This is a genomic window from Pseudomonas sp. MYb541 (genome assembly GCF_037479595.1).
GTDB classification, from domain to species: domain Bacteria; phylum Pseudomonadota; class Gammaproteobacteria; order Pseudomonadales; family Pseudomonadaceae; genus Aquipseudomonas; species Aquipseudomonas canadensis.
In genome coordinates, this window is the sequence record NZ_JBBGYS010000008.1 from 1 (window position 1) to 14,739 (window position 14,739).

A 14,739-nucleotide genomic window follows, 5' to 3' on the forward strand; every position below is an offset into this window, starting at 1 on the left:
CAGTGTTCCAGGTTACCGAATATGGCGCAGCGGACGGGACTCGAACCCGCGACCCCCGGCGTGACAGGCCGGTATTCTAACCGACTGAACTACCGCTGCGCGTAACACATGAAGCGAATGGTGGGTGATGACGGGATCGAACCGCCGACATTCTGCTTGTAAGGCAGACGCTCTCCCAGCTGAGCTAATCACCCTTCGTTTCGGTGTGGCGCGCATTCTACGGAGCGACCTTAAGTCTGGCAAGCACTTTCTGAAATCTTTTTTTTGATAGCTTCCAATGGCTTAGGCAGGGTTGGCCTGGGACGTTATCAAGAGAATAATGCCCCCCTTTGTATAAAGGAGAGACTCACCCCATGTGGTTCAAGAACCTGCTTATCTATCGCCTGACCCAAGATCTGCCTGTTGATGCCGAGGCGTTGGAAGCGGCCATGGCCACCAAACTGGCGCGCCCTTGCGCGAGCCAGGAATTGACTACTTATGGTTTCGTCGCGCCTTTTGGTAAAGGTGAAGACGCTCCACTGGTTCACGTCAGCGGTGATTTCCTGCTGATCGCTGCGCGCAAGGAAGAACGCATCCTGCCGGGCAGCGTGGTGCGTGACGCACTGAAAGAGAAAGTCGAAGAAATCGAGGCCGAGCAGATGCGCAAGGTCTATAAAAAGGAACGCGATCAGATCAAGGATGAAATCATCCAGGCCTTCCTGCCACGCGCCTTTATCCGTCGCTCCTCCACCTTCGCCGCCATCGCGCCGAAACAGGGCCTGATCCTGGTCAACTCGGCAAGCCCGAAACGCGCTGAAGACCTGCTGTCGACCCTGCGTGAAGTGATCGGCACCCTGCCAGTTCGCCCGCTCACGGTGAAAACCGCGCCAACCGCAATCATGACCGACTGGGTCACCACCCAGAAGCCGGCCGATGACTTCTTCGTCCTCGACGAATGCGAACTGCGCGACACCCACGAAGACGGCGGCATCGTGCGCTGCAAGCGCCAGGACCTGACCGGCGAAGAGATCCAACTGCACCTGACCACCGGCAAAGTCGTGACCCAACTGTCACTGGCCTGGCAGGACAAGCTGTCCTTCATGCTCGACGACAAAATGACCGTCAAGCGCCTGAAGTTCGAAGACCTGCTGCAAGACCAGGCGGAACAGGACGGCGGCGACGAGGCCCTGGGTCAACTGGATGCGAGCTTTACCCTGATGATGCTGACGTTCGGCGATTTCATCCCGGCGCTGGTTGAAGCACTGGGTGGTGAAGAGACCCCGCAGGGCATCTAAGCCATACAAAGAATAAAATGTGGGAGGGGGGCTTGCCCCCGATAGCGTTCTGTCAGTTAAAACACCTCTGACTGACAGACTGCAATCGGGGGCAAGCCCCCTCCCACATTTGATCGAATCCAACAACAAAGGACATCCCCATGCGCGCACTCGCCGCCTTGAGCCGCTTCGTCGGCAATACCTTCGCCTACTGGGTATTGATCTTCGCCGTCGTCGCCTTCCTCGAACCCAACTGGTTCATCGGCCTGAAAAGCGCCATCGTCCCGTTGCTGGGCCTGGTGATGTTCGGCATGGGGCTGACCCTCAAGATTGATGACTTCGCCGAAGTCGCTCGCCACCCCTGGCGTGTGGCCCTGGGCGTGGTCGCGCACTTTGTGATCATGCCGGGCGTGGCCTGGTTGCTGTGCCAGGCTTTCCACCTGCCGCCGGAAATCGCCGTCGGTGTGATCCTGGTCGGTTGCTGCCCAAGCGGCACCTCGTCCAACGTGATGACCTGGTTGGCCCGTGGCGACCTGGCGTTGTCGGTGGCCATCGCCGCTGTCACCACCCTCCTCGCCCCGCTGCTCACCCCGGCGCTGATCTGGCTGCTGGCGTCGGCCTGGCTGCCGGTGTCGTTCATGGAGCTGTTCTGGTCAATCCTGCAAGTGGTGCTGCTGCCGATCGTGCTCGGCGTACTGGCGCAACGTGTACTCGGTGAGCGGGTTCGCCATGCGGTGGATGTTTTGCCACTGGTGTCAGTGGTGAGCATCGTGATCATCGTCGCGGCGGTGGTGGCGGCGAGCCAGGCGAAGATTGCCGAGTCGGGCCTGTTGATCATGGCGGTGGTGATGCTGCATAACAGCTTTGGTTACCTACTGGGTTACTTCACCGGCCGCGTGTTCAAGTTGCCGTTGGCACAGCGCAAGTCACTGGCGCTGGAAGTGGGCATGCAGAACTCCGGGCTGGGCGCCGCCTTGGCCAGCGCGCACTTTTCGCCGTTGGCGGCGGTGCCGAGTGCGCTGTTCAGCGTCTGGCACAATATTTCCGGGGCGTTGCTGTCGACCTACTTCCGCCGCATGAGCGAAAAGGAAGACCGCCGCGTGCTGGAGAACACCCCGCAAACTTGATCAGCCGAGCACTTTTCGGCACTCTACCGAGCTTCGCGGGGACGACCCCGCGACGCTGCAAGCGCCTAATCCGGGGACGACCCCACCTAACGTTAGGAGGTCATCATGTCCTGGATCATTCTGTTTTTCGCAGGTCTGTTTGAAGTTGGCTGGGCCGTCGGCCTGAAGTACACCGACGGTTTCAGCAAGCCGCTGCCCACGGCTTTGACGATTGCCGCCATGGCCGTCAGCCTCGGCCTGCTGGGGCTGGCCATGAAGGAACTGCCGCTGGGCACGGCCTATGCCATCTGGACCGGCGTGGGCGCCGTGGGCACCGTGATTGCCGGGATCATCCTGTTTGGGGAGTCCATGGCGTTGTTCCGATTGGCCAGTGTGGCGCTGATTATTTGCGGGTTGATCGGCCTGAAAATCAGCACCTGAGCCACTACCCTCATCGGGGGTAAGCCCCCTCCCACATTGGAATGCATTCCAAGTGTGGGAGGGGGCTTGCCCCCGATGAGGCCGATACCGCCAAAACCAAAACTACCTGACATTCCCCCGCAACCCGCCTACCACCTCCTGCAACCTCGCAGGCGTCGGCCCCGCCACCGGCTCACCCGCCACCAACACCACCCGCGACCAGATGCGATGGAAGAAGCCCTTCTTCGGATCCCGACTGAAGAAACTCCCCCACAACCCCTGCAACGCCATCGGAATCACCGGCACCGCCGTCTCTTCCAGAATCCGCGTCACGCCACCACGAAACTCACTCATCTCGCCATCGGCGGTCAGCTTGCCTTCGGGGAAAATGCACACCAACTCGCCGTCCTTCAGGTACTGCGCAATCCGTGTGAAGGCCTTTTCGTAGATCTGGATATCTTCGTGACGCCCGGCAATCGGAATCGCCCCGGCGGTACGGAAGATAAAGTTCAGCACCGGCAAACGGTAGATCTTGTAGTACGTGACAAAGCGAATCGGCCGACGCACCGCGCCGCCGATCAACAGCGCATCGACGAACGACACGTGGTTGCACACCAGCAACGCCGCGCCTTCGTCCGGGATTGCCTCCAGGTTGCGATGCTCCACGCGGTACATGGAATGGCTGAGCAGCCAGATCATGAAACGCATGGTGAACTCGGGGACGATCTTGAAGATGTAGGTGTTGACCGCGATGTTAAGCAGCGACACCACCAGGAACAACTCGGGGATCGACAGCTTGGCCACACTGAGCAGCAGGATCGAGACGATGGCCGAGACCACCATGAACAGCGCGTTGAGAATGTTGTTCGCGGCGATCACGCGCGCGCGTTCGTTCTCGGCGGTACGCGACTGGATCAATGCATACAGCGGCACGATGTAGAAGCCGCCGAATACACCCAGGCCAAGGATATCGAACAGCACCCACCACGCCTGGCCATAGCTGAGCACGGCGAGCCAGTCGTTGGCCTGCACGTTCTGCGGGAAGCCGCCGGAGTGCCACCACAGCAGCAGGCCAAACACGGTCAGGCCGAATGAGCCGAACGGCACCAGGCCGATTTCCACCTTACGCCCGGAGAGTTTTTCGCAGAGCATCGAGCCCAGTGCGATACCCACCGAGAACACGGTGAGGATCAGCGTCACCACAGTTTCGTCGCCGTACAACCATTCCTTGGCGTAGGCAGGGATCTGCGTCAGATAGATCGCGCCGACAAACCAGAACCAGGAGTTACCGACGATGGAACGCGAAACGGCAGGCGTCTGCCCCAGGCCCAAACGCAAGGTGGCCCAGGATTCGCTGAAGATGTTCCAGTTCAGGCGCAACCCAGGGGTCGACGCCGCCGCCCGTGGAATGCTACGGCTGGCCAGGTAACCCAGCACCGCCACGCCGCCGATCGCCACGGACACCACCGGCGCGTAATGGGTGGACGACATCATGATCCCGGCGCCAATGGTCCCGGCCAGGATCGCCAGGAACGTGCCCATCTCCACCAGGCCGTTGCCGCCTACCAGCTCATCTTCGTGTAGGGCCTGGGGCATGATCGAATACTTCACCGGCCCGAACAGTGCCGAATGGGTGCCCATGGCAAACAGCGCCAGCAGCATCAACTCCAGGTGGTTGGTGAGGAAGCCCGTCGCGCCCACGGCCATGATCACGATCTCGCCGATCTTGATCGCGCGGATCAACGCATCCTTGTTGAATTTCTCGCCAAACTGCCCGGCCAGGGCCGAAAACAGGAAGAACGGCAGGATAAACAGCAAGGCGCAGAGGTTGACCCAAATGGAGCGGTCACCGTCAATGGTGAGCTTGTAGAGAATGGCGAGGATCAGCGATTGCTTGAAGATGTTGTCATTGAACGCGCCCAGCAACTGGGTGATGAAAAACGGCAGGAAACGCCGTGTGCGCAGCAAAGTGAATTGCGAGGGGTGGCTCATCGTCCGTGTTCCTGCGTGGCCTGTTTTTTTGTAAAAGCATTCAGGCCACGACTTTACCTAATCCGGCTTACTTATTCGCTAGTCCTGCAATGCAAGGCGAAACAAAAAGCTCACCTTTATAGGCCCCCTGCACGGTGCGCTTGGCCACGATCAGCCACATCAGCGCCAATGCCGCCACCAACACACTGCCGAAAACACTGAAGAAACCCAGGTGCAACAGGCTCGCCAGCTTAAGCGTTGCCAGAGCGTACACACCCAGAGGAAAGGTAAAACCCCACCAGCCGAGGTTGAACGGGATACCGGCGCGCAGGTAACGCAGGGTGATCAACACTGCGATCAACATCCACCACAGGCCGAACCCCCACAACGTAATGCCCGCTACAAGGCCGAGGCCGTTGGCCATTTCACCGACACCCGGCAAGCCATTGGCCGCGAAAATCGTCGGCGCATCGCCCCCCAGCAGCAGCATGCCCAGCGCCCCAGTGCCAATGGGACCCAACGCCAGCCAGCTCGACGCGGCCATATTGGCATGAGGCAGTTTATGCAGGGCCATGCGCAGCATCAGGATAGTGAGAATGCTGAACGCCACCGGCAGGGAAAACGCCCACAGCACGTAGCTGGTCACCAGCATCACCAGTTGCGAATGGGCGTCCGCCAGGTGCGGTGCCAGCAAACCACCGCTGGCGGCAGCGACTTCGGCGGCCACCACAGGCAGCAGCCAGACGGCGGTCATCTGGTCGATGCTGTGTTCCTGGCGGGTGAACATCATGAACGGGATCAACACGCCGCAGGCCAAGGCCATAGCGACATCCAGCCACCACAGCGCTTCAGCCAGGGGGATCACGTCGCTGCCCCAACGCGGCAGGCCGAACAACAGCAGGCCATTGAGAATGGTCGCGAGCCCCATGGGAATCGTGCCGAAGAACATCGACACCGTGGAGTGCCCGAAAATCCGCCGCGCCTCATGGAAAAACATCACCCAACGGGCCGCGTACAACACGCTGAACAGCACAAACAGGCCGATGGTGAAAAACCACAGGACTTCGGCAATCTCGTGCACGCCGGGCAAATTGACCGGCAGTTGCGCCAGGGCCAACGCCAGCACGCCGGTGCCCATGGTGGCGGCAAACCAGTTGGGGGTGAACTGGCGGATCACTTCCCGTGGACGGGTCAAGTGACTGAAGGGTTTGTAGCTGATGGTATTCGTGCAGGTCATGATGGCAATCCTCTTCCTCGCATGAGGTTGAGAACATGATAGAACCTGATCGAATATCTATATAACGGGTAATATCTCTATCTGTTATCTGTTTTACAAATATAGCGTCAAACGCTGCCTTCGCTTTCGATCACCAGAATGCGCGCCGGGCCCTGAGGGTGAGCCACGTGCTCGGTGCCGACGCTGGCGTAGAAGATGTCGCCGACGCCCAGTTCCGCCACCTGTTCGAAGCCATTGTCGCGATAGTGCATCTGCACCCGACCGTCGAGCACCACGAACACTTCTTCACCGTCATTGACGTGCCAGCGGTAGGGTTGGTCGGTCCAGTGCAGGCGCGTGGTGATGCCGTTCATGTTGGCGATATCCAGCGCCTCCCAGGCCCGGCTGCCGGTGAAGTCCTTGCTGCGGATGATCTTCATGCTTGCCTCTCGGTCAGGCGGATACGAGGTGCCGATTATTACCCATCAGCCGCCCGTCGTCGCCCTGGCCCGCGCCGAATCCTGCATCAGCAGACCGACCAGGGCACCCAGGGCCAGCACGATCAGCACCGCGCCGTAGCCATCCGTGGTCACGATCAGGCCATACACATGGCTCAAGTTACCCGCCAGCAGCGCCGGCAGGCAGAACGCCAGGTAGCTCAGCACGTAGAAAGCCGACATCAATCCGGCCCGCTCATGGGGCAACGCCAGCCCGACGATGCTGCGGACACTGCCCATGAACCCACCGCCAAAACCAAAGCCTGCGATCACACTGGCGGCAAAGAACAGCGGCAGGCTGGCGCTCTGCACCGCCACCAGCAGCAAGGCCACGCCCACCGCCAACAGCACGGCCGACAGGCGCATGACCTTGTCCGCCGGGCGATCCCGCAGGCTGTAGATCATCACCGCACCGCTCAAGGTAACCACGGCCACCAGCCCACCGCCGATCAAGTGCGAGGTCGAACCGGTTGCCGCCCGCACCAGCGAAGGTGCCAGGGACGAAAAGAACCCACCGAGCGCCCACACCGCCACATTCAGCGGCATCGCCAGCCACAAGGCACGGCGTGCCTGTTCGGGTACATGCAGGGTCGGCGCCAGGGATTTCAACGCACCCGGAATCCGACTGACCGTCTCCGGCAAGCGCCACACGTACAGCGCCTGGCCCAGCATCAAGGCGAGCATCGTCAGATAAATCAGCTGGGTTGGCCGAGGCGCGTACTCCACCAACAAGCCACTGCCCAGGCCACCACTGGCCATGCCCAACAGCGGCGCCAGGCTATTGAGCATGGGGCCACGCAAGCGGTCGGTATCGAGCAGCGTCGCGCTCAGCACCGCCGTTGCCATGCCGGTCGCAAAACCTTGCAGCGCGCGGGCGGCGATCAGGTAAGCGGTGCTGTCGGCGTTGATAAACAGCAGCATCGCCATACTGTTCAGCAGCAATGCCGTAAAGATTACTGGCTTGCGCCCCAAGTGATCCGACAGCGAACCGACCGTGAGCAACGCCGCCAGCAAGCTCACGGCATACACGCCGAAGATCACCGTCAGCATCGCCGCCGAAAAATGCAGGTTGTCCTGATACACCTGATACAACGGCGTCGGTGCGCTCGACGCGGCGAGAAAGGTCAACACCGTAATCACCAGGAAGGCCAGGTTGGCACGGTGTGAAGGAATATTGGACATGGGCACGCTCCGCTAAAGCTAATATTTTGCTTTTGCCGAGTGTGCTACTGGAAAGCGCTTAAAGCAAATTCTTTGTGTTAAGGTTTTAGGCATGGCGATTAAAGAAGGCCTTCGCCCGGGAGGCCGCAGTGCCCGGGTCCAAGAATCAGTGCATAACGCCGCGCGCGAACTGCTGGAAGCCCATGAGCGCTCCAGCGTGACCGTGCCGATGATTGCTGCGCGTGCGGGCGTCACGCCCTCCACCATTTACCGGCGCTGGGGCGACCTCGCCGCCCTGCTCGCCGATGTGGCGTTGGAGCGCCTGCGCCCGGACAGCGAGCCGGCCAACACCGGCAGCCTGCGCGGTGACTTGCGCGCCTGGGGCGAACAGTACCTGGATGAAATGAGCTCCGACCTGGGCCGCAACATGATGCGCGACGTGCAGTGCAGTCATCCCAGGGACTATTGCAGCCAGATTTTGATGGGCCAGTTACAGGTCGTCCTTGACCGCTATCAGGGCAGCGTCGACGTGTTGCCAAGCCTGGATCGCCTGCTGAACCTGATCGCGGCACCCACGGTGTATCGCAGCCTGTTTTCCAGCGCACCGTTGCCGGTTGAAGAGCTGCATGAACTGATTGATCTGGCTCTGAAAGCCTAACGGCTAAATAAATGTGGGAGGGGGCTTGCCCCCGATAGCGGATTGTCAGCCAGTACCTGTATTCACTGACCCACCGTCATCGGGGGCAAGCCCCCTCCCACAATTTTGACCGCGTTTAAGGTCAGCGCTTACGTGCGCATTCCGCGCCCACTCACCAGCAGCTTCGCACAGCCGATGTACAGCACCACGGTCGCCACCAGCATGAAGGTGATCGCCACGCTGATCTTGATGTCCGACACCCCCAGGATGCCGTAGCGGAAGGCGTTGACCATGTGCAGCACCGGGTTGGCCAGCGACACGGTCTGCCAGAACGGCGGCAGCAGGGTAATGGAGTAGAACACCCCGCCCAGGTAGGTCAGCGGCGTCAGCACGAAGGTCGGGATGATCGAAATATCATCGAAGTTGCGCGCAAATACGGCGTTGATGAAGCCCAGCAGCGAGAAGATCGTCGCCGTCAGCACCACTACCAAAATGGTCACCCCCAGGTGATGCACCTGCAGGTGGGTGAAGAACAGCGACAGCAGGGTCACGATCACGCCCACCATCAAGCCACGCAGCACACCGCCCAGGGTGTAGCCGATCAGGATGGTGTGGGGCGACACTGGCGACACCATCAGTTCTTCGATGGAGCGTTGGAATTTGCTGCCGAAGAAACTGGAGACCACGTTGCCGTAGGAGTTGGTGATCACCGACATCATGATCAAGCCCGGCACGATGTACTCCATGTAGGTGAAGCCACCCATGTCACCGATCTGCCGACCGATCAGGTTACCGAAGATCACGAAGTACAGGACCATGGTGATTGCCGGCGGCAGCAGGGTCTGCGGCCAGATCCGGGTAAAACGCTTCACTTCGCGATAGACGATGGTTTGCAGCGCGACGAGGTTAGGTTGCAGTTCGGAACTCATACCGCCACCTTCGCCAGATTTTTCTCCACCAGGGACACGAACAACTCCTCAAGGCGATTGGTTTTGTTACGTAAACTCAGCACTTCGATGTTCTGGGTCGCCAACTGCGTGAACAACGCGGTGATGCCCATGGCCTTGTCCACCTGCACTTCCAGGGTATGGCTGTCCACCAGGCGGCTCGGGTAGCCGAGCAGTTGCGGCGGCGCCGACAGGTTGTTTTTCAGGTCGAGCAAAAAGGTTTCCACATGCAACTGACCCAGCAGGTTACGCATGCTGGTGTTCTCGACGATGGTGCCGTGGTCGATGATGCCGATGTTGCGGCACAGCTGCTCAGCCTCTTCCAGGTAATGGGTGGTGAGGATGATGGTGATGCCCTTCTGGTTCAGCTCGGTGAGAAAGGTCCACATCGAGCGACGCAGCTCGATATCCACGCCGGCAGTGGGCTCGTCGAGGATCAGCAGGCGCGGCTCATGCACCAGTGCGCGGGCGATCATCAGGCGGCGTTTCATGCCGCCGGACAGCGAACGCGAAGGCACGTCGCGTTTGTCCCAAAGGCCCAGTTGGGTCAGGTACTGCTCGGCGCGTTCCTTGGCGACTTTCGCCGGGATGCCGTAGTAGCCCGCCTGGGTCACGACGATGTCGAAGGTCTTTTCAAACTGGTTGAAGTTGAATTCCTGGGGCACCACGCCGATGGAGCGCTTGAGCGCCGCCGGGGATTTGTCCAGGTCGTGGCCGAAGATATTCACCGTGCCACTGGTCTTGTTGACCAGGGTGGAGAGGATACCAATGGTGGTGGATTTGCCGGCGCCGTTAGGGCCGAGCAAGGCGAAGAAGTCACCTTCGGCGACGTCCAGATCGATACCACTCAGGGCCTGGAAACCGTTGCCGTAGGTTTTGGTTAGCTGCCGGATGGACAGAGCGGAACTCATATCGGAATACGCACCAAAGAAGGGAATAGAAAGAGTAGATGAGGGCGCAGCCCAGGTAGTTCAACGGCGGCGCATGACAAGCATGGTGCTTGCCCGCGCCGCACAAGTACAGTCACCCGTATTAATAGTGGGTATTAAGTCAACGCAGTCATGACCGCTTTGCGGTAGGCCGGACGTTGTTGCAGGCGCGCATACCAGGCCTCTAGATTGGGCATCGCAGGCCGTTCGATGGGCATTTCGAACCAGGCGTAGATAAAGCTGCCCAGGGGGATATCGCCCATGCCGATCTCGTTGCCCGACAGATACGGCTGTGTAGCCAGCGCTTCATCAACGGTTTTGAGCACATCGATACAGGCCTGGCGACCGGCATGGATGTTGTCCCAGTTCTGTTTTTCCGCCGGGGTGCGCAGCACGCCCCAGAACACAATCTTGAACGGTTCGGCGAAGGTCGACGTGGTCCAGTCCATCCACTTTTCCGCGTTGGCACGGGCTTTCACCTCTGTCGGATACCAGCTGGACGCCTGCTTGGCGCAGAGGTAGCGCACGATGGTATTGGACTCCCACAGCACGAAATCGCCGTCTTCGATCATCGGCACCCGGCCGTTGGGGTTCAATGCCCGATATTGCGGCGTGTCGACCACACCAAAAGCCCCGCCCGCATCAATTGCCTCATAGTCCAGGCCGAGTTCCTCGGCGCACCACAGTGCCTTCCTGACGTTTGATGAATTTTTACGACCCCAGATTTTCAGCATGACCGCGCCTTATCGTTGATGAACATGGCTTGATGAACGCAGCAGCATACGCCGGTTCACGCGCGGCTTAAATCGCTCTGCATGTCGCCGAGTAACGGCGGCAAATCCTCGGCAAACAGGTGGGGGTAACACTGCTGAATATGGGCGAAGAAAAAGGCCTCGGGCACGTCAGAAAATTGCCCGTGGTCTACCACATATTCCATCGAACGTTGGCCTTGGCGATTGAACGCGTGGAAAACGCTGTCGTGGATGCCATCGAAGTCCAGCGGCGGCACATCGAATAAATCACACAATTGCTGGTTGAACGCAGGCGTGGCCTTGACCCAGCGATCGTTGAGGTAAAGCTCGGTATAACCGTGCATGGCGAACACATCACTCTTGAGTAAGGCGATCAGGCGCGGCGTCGACAGATGATTGCGTACATCCGCCAGGCCGATGCGCGCCGGAATGCCGCAGTGGCGCGCACAGGCGGCGAGCAAGGTGGCCTTGGGCACGCAATAGCTTTCGCCGGTGGCCAAGGCGAAGCTGGCACTTAATGTGTCTGGGTCGCGACTGAAGGTGTAGGGGTTATAGCGAATCGCCTCACGCACGGCGTAGTAGAGGCTGACTGCCTGGTCACTTAAGTTCGCACGGGTTCCACGGTGTTTTTCGGCGAACTCCACCACCGCAGGGTGGTCACTATCGATGAAGCGGCTGGGACTCAGGTAGGTATCCATGAGTTTTATCTCCGAAGGAAGCCTGGAGTCTAACCACAGGCCTGCCGGGGAGATAACGACGAATCGGCCAAATCTCGTTACACCCTGATCACCCCGCTTGTTCGGATGCCGACTAAGCTCCCTGGTGGTTTCGCCCCTGGTTTCACGGAGGATTGAATATGCTGTTGTTGTGGATACTGGTTCTGGTGGTCGGCATTGCCTACCTCGCACACCGCCGCGTCGCGCCCCTGCCCGCCCTGGGCGTGGTCGCCGTCTACCTGCTGGCGATGGGCGCCTGGAGCCACGCACCGGGTTGGCTGCTGCTGGTCTTCTGGGTGCTGATCGCCGTGGTGGCCGCGCCCCTGCTGCTGCCCGACCTGCGCCGCCAATACTTCACCAAGCCACTGTTCAGTTGGTTCCAGAAAGTCCTGCCGCCGATGTCCGAGACCGAGCGCGACGCGATCGACGCCGGTACCGTTTGGTGGGACGGCGAACTGTTCAGCGGTCGCCCGGACTGGGACAAGTTGCTGGCTTATCCCAAAGCGCAACTGACCGAAGAAGAACAAGCGTTTATCGACGGCCCCACTGAAGAACTCTGTGCCATGGTCAGCGACTGGGAAATCGGCCAGGCCATGGACCTGCCGCCCGCCGCCTGGGAACACATCAAGACCCACGGCTTCTTCGCCCTGATCATTCCCAAGGAATATGGCGGCAAGGGCTTCTCTGCCTATGCCCACTCCCAGGTCGCGATGAAACTCGCTACCCGCAGCGGCGACCTGGCGTCCACCGTGATGGTGCCCAATTCCCTCGGCCCGGCCGAACTGCTGCTGCACTACGGCACCGAAGAACAGCGCAACCACTACCTGCCGCGCCTGGCCCGTGGCGATGACATCCCCTGCTTCGCATTGACGGGCCCACTGGCCGGCTCCGACGCAGGCGCCATGCCCGACACCGGCGTGATCTGCAAAGGTGAATGGGAAGGCAAGGAAACCCTTGGCCTGCGCCTGAACTGGGAAAAACGCTACATCACCCTCGGCCCGGTCGCGACCCTGCTCGGCTTGGCCTTCAAGGCACACGACCCGGACCATCTGCTGGGTGAAGAGGAAGACCTGGGCATCAGCCTGGCGCTGATCCCCACCGACACCCCCGGCGTGGAAATCGGCCGTCGCCACCTGCCCCTGGGCGCCGCCTTCATGAACGGCCCCAACTCCGGCAAGGATGTGTTCATCCCGCTTGAGTTCCTGATCGGCGGCCAGGAAATGCTCGGCAAGGGCTGGATGATGTTGATGAACTGCCTCTCCGTGGGCCGTTCGATCTCCCTGCCTGCGGTGGGCACTGGCGCGGCCAAGTTCACCAGCCTGGTGACCGGCCAATACGCCCAGGTGCGCGAGCAGTTCAATGTGCCGCTGTCGGCATTCGAAGGTATCCAGGAAGCCCTGGCGCGTATCGGCGGCAACGCCTGGCTGATGGACAGCGCACGCATGCTCACCGCCAACGCCGTGGACCTGGGGGAAAAACCCTCGGTACTGTCGGCCATTCTCAAGTACCACCTCACCGAGCGTGGCCGCGAGTGCATCAGCCACGCCATGGACGTCCACGGCGGCAAGGGCATCATCATGGGCCCGAACAACTACTTGGGTCGCAACTGGCAAGGTGCGCCGATCTTCATCACCGTAGAAGGCGCGAACATCCTGTCGCGCAACCTGATGATCTTCGGCCAGGGCGCGATTCGTTGCCATCCGTTCGTGCTCAAGGAAATGGCCCTGGCCGGTCGCGAAGACCATGACCAGGCGTTGAAGGAGTTTGACGGGCTGCTGATGCAACATATCGGTTTCGCCGTGAGCAACGCCGCCAGCACCTTGGTGCTGAACCTCGGCGTGGGGCATTTCGAAAAGGCCCCGGGCAACCGTTTGAGCCAGGGTTACTTCCGCGCACTCAACCGCCAGGCTGCCGCGTTCGCGCTGCTGGCCGACCTGAGCATGATGCTGCTGGGTGGCGAGCTGAAGCGTCGTGAACGCCTGTCGGCACGCCTGGGTGATGTGCTGAGCCATATGTACCTGGCGTCGGCCGCCCTCAAGCGTTACCACGACCTGGATTCGCCGGACCACCTGGAACCGCTGTTCGCCTGGGCCATGGAAGAAAGCCTTGGTGAATCGGAGCGTGCGCTGGATGAACTGCTGAGCAACTTCCCGAACAAGGTACTGGGCTGCCTGCTGCGGGTGATCGTGTTCCCATTCGGGCGTCGTCATACCGGGCCTTCCGACAAACTGGATGCCGAAGTGGCGGCGGTGATCGGCCGCGCCAAGGGTGACCCGACCCTGGAAGAGTTGCTGGCCGGCTGCTACCGCCCGCAATCGGCGGAAGATCCGGTGGGCGCCTTGCAACATGCCTACGACCTGCTTGGCGCCAGCCATCCGCTGCAGAAAAAACTGCACACCGCGCTCAAGAGCGGCCAGGTCAAGCCGACTGCCGGCGAGCACGCCATCGATGCGGCACTGCACGCAGGCGTGTTGCAACCGGCCGAAGCACAAACCCTGCGTGATGCCGAAGCGGCACGGCGCAAGGTGATCGACGTGGATGATTTCAGCAAGGAAGAGCTGACCCAGGCTGAGGGTAAGGTCCGCTGAGTCGAGCGGTCATATAAAAACGGGCGCGAGAGGCATATACTCTCGCGCCCGTTTTTGCTTTAGAGGACTTATCTCGTGTCCAACGTCGTTGCCGATCATCTCGTCTTGCTCGACCACCTGCGCAGCATCCTGGTTGCCGTCGGCGAAGCCGAACAGGTGCCCGAGGAAAGCCATTCACTGTTCCTGGAGCGTTTCGACGAATTGCGCGCCCTGCTGCCGATCGACCCGATCGAAAGCCAGTACCTGGGCCAGGACCTGATGAGCCAGGTCATCCTGCGCTACCCGCAAATCGCCCACCTGGTGCCGCGCGACCTGCTGTGGTTCTTTGGCGGTGACTGCCTGCACTTCATGCCCGACGAAGAACTGGACCTGTACCAGGCCCTGGAAGAGCGTCGCTTCGAAGCCGAACAGAACGACGAACCGTTCGACTGGAACCAGGAAAAGCAGCTGCTGTCCATGCCGGTTGACCAGAGCAAGCACTGATTTTTTTCCGGCCTGCACAGCACTAAATGTGGGAGCGAGCAAGCCCGCTCCCACAGTTTTGAC

14 protein-coding genes and 2 tRNA genes are annotated in these 14,739 nt (G+C 60.5%); 6 read left to right on the forward strand and 10 right to left on the reverse strand.

Annotated elements, in window-relative coordinates; translation table 11 throughout:
* Window positions 1-22 precede the first annotated feature (22 nt).
* Together WH299_RS06785 and WH299_RS06790 are read right to left on the reverse strand one after the other, a co-directional pair.
* Window positions 23-99 (reverse strand) — tRNA-Asp (locus WH299_RS06785).
* Window positions 100-118: 19 nt separating this feature from the next.
* Window positions 119-194: transfer RNA gene (locus WH299_RS06790), tRNA-Val, on the reverse strand.
* A gap of 159 nt (window positions 195-353) precedes the next feature.
* On the opposite strand from WH299_RS06790, the gene rdgC reads away from it, so the two are divergent.
* The 3 genes from rdgC to sugE all read left to right on the forward strand — a co-directional run bounded on the left by rdgC (window position 354) and on the right by sugE (window position 2,800).
* Complete coding sequence (gene rdgC, locus WH299_RS06795) at window positions 354-1,274, forward strand: recombination-associated protein RdgC (RefSeq protein ID WP_010211632.1); 921 nt, start codon at window positions 354-356, stop codon at window positions 1,272-1,274.
* A 140-nt stretch (window positions 1,275-1,414) separates the two neighbouring features.
* A complete protein-coding gene (locus WH299_RS06800) occupies window positions 1,415-2,380 on the forward strand; it encodes a bile acid:sodium symporter family protein (protein ID WP_122725387.1) in 966 nt (321 codons plus the stop codon).
* Window positions 2,381-2,485: 105 nt separating this feature from the next.
* A complete protein-coding gene (gene sugE, locus WH299_RS06805; protein ID WP_010211634.1) occupies window positions 2,486-2,800 on the forward strand; it encodes a quaternary ammonium compound efflux SMR transporter SugE in 315 nt (104 codons plus the stop codon).
* A 102-nt stretch (window positions 2,801-2,902) separates the two neighbouring features.
* Here sugE and WH299_RS06810 read toward each other — a convergent pair whose 3' ends face one another.
* From WH299_RS06810 to WH299_RS06825, 4 genes are all read right to left on the reverse strand, one after another.
* Window positions 2,903-4,771 carry an MFS transporter gene (locus WH299_RS06810; protein WP_339549907.1) on the reverse strand — a complete coding sequence of 623 codons (1,869 nt, stop codon included), beginning with the start codon at window positions 4,769-4,771 and terminating at the stop codon, window positions 2,903-2,905.
* 67 nt (window positions 4,772-4,838) lie between these two features.
* Window positions 4,839-5,987 carry a TDT family transporter gene (locus WH299_RS06815; protein WP_339498741.1) on the reverse strand — a complete coding sequence of 383 codons (1,149 nt, stop codon included), beginning with the start codon at window positions 5,985-5,987 and terminating at the stop codon, window positions 4,839-4,841.
* A gap of 107 nt (window positions 5,988-6,094) precedes the next feature.
* Window positions 6,095-6,406 (reverse strand): cupin domain-containing protein, encoded by a 312-nt coding sequence (locus WH299_RS06820; protein WP_016979506.1) that lies wholly within the window; start codon window positions 6,404-6,406, stop codon window positions 6,095-6,097.
* Between the two features lie 45 nt (window positions 6,407-6,451).
* Window positions 6,452-7,645, reverse strand: a complete 1,194-nt coding sequence (locus WH299_RS06825) for an MFS transporter (protein ID WP_323624991.1) — start codon at window positions 7,643-7,645, stop codon at window positions 6,452-6,454.
* Window positions 7,646-7,736: 91 nt separating this feature from the next.
* Between WH299_RS06825 and WH299_RS06830 the strand changes: the two genes are divergently transcribed.
* Window positions 7,737-8,282: a TetR/AcrR family transcriptional regulator gene (locus WH299_RS06830; protein WP_123476215.1), complete on the forward strand. Its 546-nt coding sequence runs from the start codon at window positions 7,737-7,739 to the stop codon at window positions 8,280-8,282.
* Window positions 8,283-8,410: 128 nt separating this feature from the next.
* Here WH299_RS06830 and WH299_RS06835 read toward each other — a convergent pair whose 3' ends face one another.
* From WH299_RS06835 to WH299_RS06850, 4 genes are all read right to left on the reverse strand, one after another.
* Complete coding sequence (locus WH299_RS06835; RefSeq protein WP_012723134.1) at window positions 8,411-9,190, reverse strand: ABC transporter permease; 780 nt, start codon at window positions 9,188-9,190, stop codon at window positions 8,411-8,413.
* Window positions 9,187-10,119, reverse strand: coding sequence for an ABC transporter ATP-binding protein (locus tag WH299_RS06840; protein ID WP_105698834.1), 933 nt, complete (start codon window positions 10,117-10,119; stop codon window positions 9,187-9,189). Before WH299_RS06840 ends, WH299_RS06835 begins: the two co-directional genes overlap by 4 nt.
* Window positions 10,120-10,253: 134 nt before the next feature.
* Window positions 10,254-10,871: a glutathione S-transferase family protein gene (locus WH299_RS06845; protein WP_123476219.1), complete on the reverse strand. Its 618-nt coding sequence runs from the start codon at window positions 10,869-10,871 to the stop codon at window positions 10,254-10,256.
* Between the two features lie 56 nt (window positions 10,872-10,927).
* The gene (locus tag WH299_RS06850) at window positions 10,928-11,587 is read right to left on the reverse strand and encodes a transglutaminase-like domain-containing protein (protein WP_339549908.1); all 660 of its coding nucleotides are present in this window, start codon (window positions 11,585-11,587) and stop codon (window positions 10,928-10,930) included.
* Window positions 11,588-11,745: 158 nt separating this feature from the next.
* On the opposite strand from WH299_RS06850, the gene WH299_RS06855 reads away from it, so the two are divergent.
* Complete coding sequence (locus WH299_RS06855) at window positions 11,746-14,193, forward strand: acyl-CoA dehydrogenase (RefSeq protein WP_123476223.1); 2,448 nt, start codon at window positions 11,746-11,748, stop codon at window positions 14,191-14,193.
* Between the two features lie 75 nt (window positions 14,194-14,268).
* Window positions 14,269-14,676: a PA2817 family protein gene (locus WH299_RS06860; protein WP_122725365.1), complete on the forward strand. Its 408-nt coding sequence runs from the start codon at window positions 14,269-14,271 to the stop codon at window positions 14,674-14,676.
* The last annotated feature ends 63 nt before the right edge of the window (window positions 14,677-14,739 follow it).

Bases quoted from the DNA above. Each gene is read 5' to 3' on its own strand.
- WH299_RS06840 (WP_105698834.1), bottom strand. From the start codon at position 10,119: ATGAGTTCCGCTCTGTCCATCCGGCAGCTAACCAAAACCTACGGCAAC.
- WH299_RS06850 (WP_339549908.1), bottom strand. From the start codon at position 11,587: ATGGATACCTACCTGAGTCCCAGCCGCTTCATCGATAGTGACCACCCT.
- WH299_RS06835 (WP_012723134.1), bottom strand. From the start codon at position 9,190: ATGAGTTCCGAACTGCAACCTAACCTCGTCGCGCTGCAAACCATCGTC.
- WH299_RS06800 (WP_122725387.1), top strand. From the start codon at position 1,415: ATGCGCGCACTCGCCGCCTTGAGCCGCTTCGTCGGCAATACCTTCGCC.
- WH299_RS06855 (WP_123476223.1), top strand. From the start codon at position 11,746: ATGCTGTTGTTGTGGATACTGGTTCTGGTGGTCGGCATTGCCTACCTC.
- WH299_RS06815 (WP_339498741.1), bottom strand. From the start codon at position 5,987: ATGACCTGCACGAATACCATCAGCTACAAACCCTTCAGTCACTTGACC.
- WH299_RS06820 (WP_016979506.1), bottom strand. From the start codon at position 6,406: ATGAAGATCATCCGCAGCAAGGACTTCACCGGCAGCCGGGCCTGGGAG.
- WH299_RS06810 (WP_339549907.1), bottom strand. From the start codon at position 4,771: ATGAGCCACCCCTCGCAATTCACTTTGCTGCGCACACGGCGTTTCCTG.
- WH299_RS06845 (WP_123476219.1), bottom strand. From the start codon at position 10,871: ATGCTGAAAATCTGGGGTCGTAAAAATTCATCAAACGTCAGGAAGGCA.
- WH299_RS06825 (WP_323624991.1), bottom strand. From the start codon at position 7,645: ATGTCCAATATTCCTTCACACCGTGCCAACCTGGCCTTCCTGGTGATT.
- sugE (WP_010211634.1), top strand. From the start codon at position 2,486: ATGTCCTGGATCATTCTGTTTTTCGCAGGTCTGTTTGAAGTTGGCTGG.
- WH299_RS06830 (WP_123476215.1), top strand. From the start codon at position 7,737: ATGGCGATTAAAGAAGGCCTTCGCCCGGGAGGCCGCAGTGCCCGGGTC.
- rdgC (WP_010211632.1), top strand. From the start codon at position 354: ATGTGGTTCAAGAACCTGCTTATCTATCGCCTGACCCAAGATCTGCCT.